The organism is Phyllobacterium sp. P5_D12 (assembly GCF_054049495.1).
Genome location: NZ_JBFUMG010000388.1, coordinates 1 through 4,374 on the forward strand (window position 1 = coordinate 1; position 4,374 = coordinate 4,374).

The window sequence follows — 4,374 nt, forward strand, 5'->3', positions numbered from 1 at the left end:
ATTCCACCTATCTGAAGGAGCCGCCATTCCTAGCTCCCGAACTATCGGAATCAGCCCTTAGGCCAATTAGCGGCGCCCGCGTTCTGGCGATATTGGGTGATTCCGTCACGACCGATCATATCAGCCCGATCGGCAGCATCCGGCGTAATTCCCCAGCTGGTAGCTATCTGGCAAATCTCGACGTCGTGCCCGCGAATTTCAACAATTTCGGTGCGCGGCGCATGAACCATGAAATCATGATGCGGGGAGGATTTGGCAATCAGCGCCTGCGTAATCTTATGGTGCCGGACGTGGAGGGAGGAATTACCACCTATCAACCGGGTGGCGACCGGATGAATATCTATGATGCGGCCTTGCGCTATAAGGCAAAGGCTGTGCCATTGATCGTCATAGCCGGTCACGAATATGGTACGGGCAGCGCCCGTGACTGGGCGGCCAAGGTCACACGGCTACTCGGGGTACGTGCCGTTGTTGCCAATAGTTTCGAACGGATCCACCGCAGCAATCTAGTGGGAATGGGAGTGATGCCTTGCCAGTTTGCCCAGCCTGTCCGTGTTTCCGATCTTGGTCTGGATGGATCGGAATGTTTCAACATTGTCGGTCTGAATGCCGATGCTCCGATGCGCCAGTCATTGAAATTGGTTATTCATCGCGCCAATGGCGAGACCACAGAAGTGCCTCTCATACTTCGTCTCGATACCCCGGCGGAGGTCGAATACATGCGCAGCGGCGGTATCATGCCCTACATACTCAACCAATTGATCATCAAAGCGGAATCGACACTGCCCTCCGAGGTGCACAAGCTCGCCTCCAATCATTGAACAGGAGATTACACATGGACCAGGCTACATATGACAAAGGCCTTCGCATACGCCGGGAAACACTGGGTGACAGCTATGTCGACAAGGCATTGGCTCAGGCAGACGATTTCACGCAGGACCTGCAACAGCTGGTCACTACCTATTGCTGGGGAGAAGTTTGGGGGCGGGAAGGACTTGACCGCAAGACAAGGTCCACCATCAACCTCGCAATGATCAGCGCCCTCAATCGTCCGCATGAATTGGCTGCGCATGTTCGAGGTGCGATTAACAACGGCCTCACCAAGGACGAGATTAAGGAAATCCTCTTGCAGGTAGGCATCTATTGCGGCGTTCCAGCGATGGTTGACAGCTTTAGGGTTGCACGCGAGGTGCTGAATGATCTCGACTCCGAATAGCGGACGACTGTATCGCGCTTGAACAATAGTAGGCGGCAAATATGATTTGCTCAATCACCAAAGTGGTCCCACTGATCGTGTGTACTTTCAACTAAGCTGGGCAGGCCGTGGCCCGCACGAGATAGCCACGGCAGGCCGGATTGGTTGCCTACCCCGAAGGACCCGCGGCCACCCAAGCAGGGGCTTGCGCCCATTTGCGTCGCGAAAAATGGAACTCGGGTTCGCATCACAATGCGCAATATCAGATGTAGAGCGGGGGCGGTGCAACCTCCTGCAAGTGGGGCGAAAACTCGCGCGGCGACACAGACTTGACCTTGACTAACATTCGCCAGAGGATGATAATCAAGTATTAGACCGTAGTACTTACATAAAATTGCACGCATGTTTTGGCATTGGGGATTTGACAGGGTCTCCCCAAACCGGATCCTGACAAACGCAGTACTCATACAACTCGGTAGGTCAGCCATGAACCGACAGATGTTGATTTGGACAATGCTAATTGGGGGATTGGCCGGAGCGGCCGACGTTGCCCTTTCGCAAGAGCTACCGAAGCCACCGGCGGATACCCGTCTTTTGGAGTTCACTGGTCCCGACCAAGGTTGGCCGCCGACGGTGAGCGGCGCGACCAATGTAGAGATCCTTCCGACTGATGAAGTTGTGACGCTACTCACCCCTGCCGCTACGATGCGGCTTGGTGAGCTTGCGGYCAGCGCTCCAGCGGTGCGGCGCGTTTTGGGCGATCGGTTTGCATTTATTGAGGCTAATCTGGTCGAAGAGGATAAGAGGGCTGATGATCGTCCTGCCGAAAGACGGCTCGCTAACGCGACTTTCTACAGCTATTCGCGCAATGTAGCTGTCCGCGCATTGTTGCGCGAAGGAGAGATCCTCGAGGTCTCCGACGTCGAAGGATATCAGCCTCCGGAAAGCCCAGACGAGATCGAGCGGGCAGTTGCATTAGCCCGCGGAGAACCACAGCTGCGCGAAGCGGCAAGCAAACTTGAGGGGCGTGCATTATTGACCGAACCGGACGAAGGCCAGCCGGGCGCGGGCCATCGGGTCCTTTACGTCAGCTTCATGGCTCCCGGCACGGGATTGGCAGAAATGTTTGCCTTGGTCGATCTGACGGACAATCGCGTTTTGGAAGCGGGGCGCGTCGCCGGCGGTTAGTTTCAAATAAGAGTCAGTGGGGAGGGGAGCATGTCACACTGGGGTAGAGCGGTTCGTGCACTCGTCACAGTCATTTGGTTTGGGCTTCTGACGGCATCTGCGGTCGCGCAGTCTGGCCAGGTAAACTGGGGTCCTTGGCAGTTTCGTTGGGAGGTTGCTGACAACGCTGGTGTCGGCCTGAGGGATGTTCGCTTCGACGGCAGGACTATCCTGTACCGCGCGAACATGCCGGTTATCAGAGTCAAGTACGATGGCGATAAGTGCGGGCCATATGCGGACCGGATTACATGGTCGAATCTGGTCACAGACAACGCATGCCACAACGGCCAAAAAATATGCCAGCGTACGTTCAACTGGGGAGGGCGTGAATGGCTCGAGGTATCAGGCCGTGCTTTTATAGGCTCCTATGACATTGTGCAGGCATGGTATCTGACGCGCGATGGCGAGATGCAGCCGCGCCTTTTCAGTCGCGGCCTGCAATGCCAGGTCAATCATGTCCATCACGCCTACTGGCAGCTTGATTTTGATATGGATGGATCGCCTATTGATCAGGCRTTCTTGCATTTATCAAGTTTTCCGGATTTGGGCTACGGTCCAGGGTGGTTTCGTTACTCGAATGAATTCGACAGTCGGAGAAACCCGGATGTATCCCCGTCTTGGTTTGTGTGGGACCAACAAACGCACCTCGGAGCGTTCATCCAACCAAGCAGCGACGATGGCCCACGTGATGCCTTCTCCAATATCAACGCTGCAATTCGCCGCTATCACGGCAGTGAGGTTGGACCATGGCCGTTTGGTGCGAGCGGTGAACTAGGCTTCAACAATGGAGAAAACGTTGTCTCGCAGGATAACGTGATTTGGTACGCAGGTCACCTTTCCCACCACGCATCCGAGGGACCAAACCAGTATCATGCAGTGGGCCCGATCGTCAGAATTTCTAGGCCCTGACCATATCCGGGAAGGGACTAAAATCTTTAATCTCCGTGCGTCGCCCAATAATAGAGGTCGTTTCTATGAACGTTGCATTGCCGGATGGCGTTGCGAATGTCGCGGTTGCGGATCTGGATAGGTCCGGCATCGTACTGGCTTCGTTTGATTCTCCGGAAGACTTTCTCCGCACTTGTAGGGAGTTAGGCCAAATCTTGTCGATCGTTGATGTTGCGCTGGTTGACGGAAGCCGTCGGCATGTCAGCAGTCCGTATTCCATTCCCTTCCATACCGATGGGCCCGCAGCAGACGTCGTGGCCTGGTTCTGTATTCGACAGGACGAAGACGACGGCGAGTCTGTTCTGATGGATGCGATCCCTGCAATACAGTCTCTTGATCCGGCAATTCGACGTCACCTTGGCTCGGTGAGCATCCCTTATTTTGACCATTCGACGCCAGGGAGGCCAAGCGGGTACTGTGCCGTGCTGAGAGGCGAGGAGGAGCAGCATTGGCGCATCAACTATGCCCCTTGGTTGCTACCAGACATGACTGATGTGCAGAAAGAAGCAGTTGCGGCCTTTGACGCCACTTTGGCGAAACTAGCTCCAACAAAAATCCGGCTTAAACCGAACCAAGCTCTTTTCATCGACAATTGGCGAGTACTTCACGCCCGAGGCGGTCTGAAACCAAATAGCCGGCGGCATCTGAAACGCGCCTGGATACGCACGGGAAGAAACGTCGAAAACGGATGCCTCCCTGCCTGAAAGAACCCCCTTGTTGATCAAGGCCTCTTGTCTTCAAACGATCTAAGCGGAATGGCACCCTCGTGTCGGGGCGCCTTTTCTCCGGTGGCCGTTTGCCCCCTCAAATAATCTCTCCTCCATCTCGCTGAGGCGGCCGGTGTTCCCCGTACGAGACGCTCGACGTTCCAACTCTTCCGAGCTCTGGCCCAATCGTGATGTTGGACGTCGAGTTCCTCGTTCTGATTGAGCAGACGAAGTGTCGGCTCCACGCGGTCGAGATAGTTGGCGGGCATAGGATGGATCAGGCAGAATGGCTCGTCC

General features: G+C 55.4%; 5 protein-coding genes and 1 pseudogene. 5 read left to right on the forward strand and 1 reads right to left on the reverse strand.

Annotated elements, in window-relative coordinates; genetic code table 11:
• From ACXJ5O_RS20040 to ACXJ5O_RS20060, 5 genes and pseudogenes are all read left to right on the forward strand, one after another.
• Positions 1–821: pseudogene (locus tag ACXJ5O_RS20040) on the forward strand (aconitate hydratase); the annotation flags it as partial.
• Positions 822–835: 14 nt separating this feature from the next.
• On the forward strand, positions 836–1,216 hold the full coding sequence (locus ACXJ5O_RS20045) for a carboxymuconolactone decarboxylase family protein (RefSeq protein WP_457301426.1): 381 nt from the start codon (positions 836–838) through the stop codon (positions 1,214–1,216).
• A gap of 477 nt (positions 1,217–1,693) precedes the next feature.
• Positions 1,694–2,383 carry a hypothetical protein gene (locus ACXJ5O_RS20050; RefSeq protein WP_457301427.1) on the forward strand — a complete coding sequence of 230 codons (690 nt, stop codon included), beginning with the start codon at positions 1,694–1,696 and terminating at the stop codon, positions 2,381–2,383.
• Positions 2,384–2,413: 30 nt separating this feature from the next.
• Positions 2,414–3,331 carry a copper amine oxidase gene (locus ACXJ5O_RS20055; protein WP_457301428.1) on the forward strand — a complete coding sequence of 306 codons (918 nt, stop codon included), beginning with the start codon at positions 2,414–2,416 and terminating at the stop codon, positions 3,329–3,331.
• A gap of 65 nt (positions 3,332–3,396) precedes the next feature.
• Complete coding sequence (locus ACXJ5O_RS20060) at positions 3,397–4,074, forward strand: TauD/TfdA family dioxygenase (RefSeq protein WP_457301429.1); 678 nt, start codon at positions 3,397–3,399, stop codon at positions 4,072–4,074.
• Between the two features lie 17 nt (positions 4,075–4,091).
• On the opposite strand, the gene ACXJ5O_RS20065 is transcribed toward ACXJ5O_RS20060, so the two are convergent.
• Positions 4,092–4,374: DUF6065 family protein (locus ACXJ5O_RS20065; protein ID WP_457301430.1), on the reverse strand; the 283-nt coding region annotated here is incomplete at its 5' end.

Coding starts and splice junctions, on each gene's coding strand:
- ACXJ5O_RS20045 (WP_457301426.1), top strand. CDS start 836: ATGGACCAGGCTACATATGACAAAGGCCTTCGCATACGCCGGGAAACA.
- ACXJ5O_RS20060 (WP_457301429.1), top strand. CDS start 3,397: ATGAACGTTGCATTGCCGGATGGCGTTGCGAATGTCGCGGTTGCGGAT.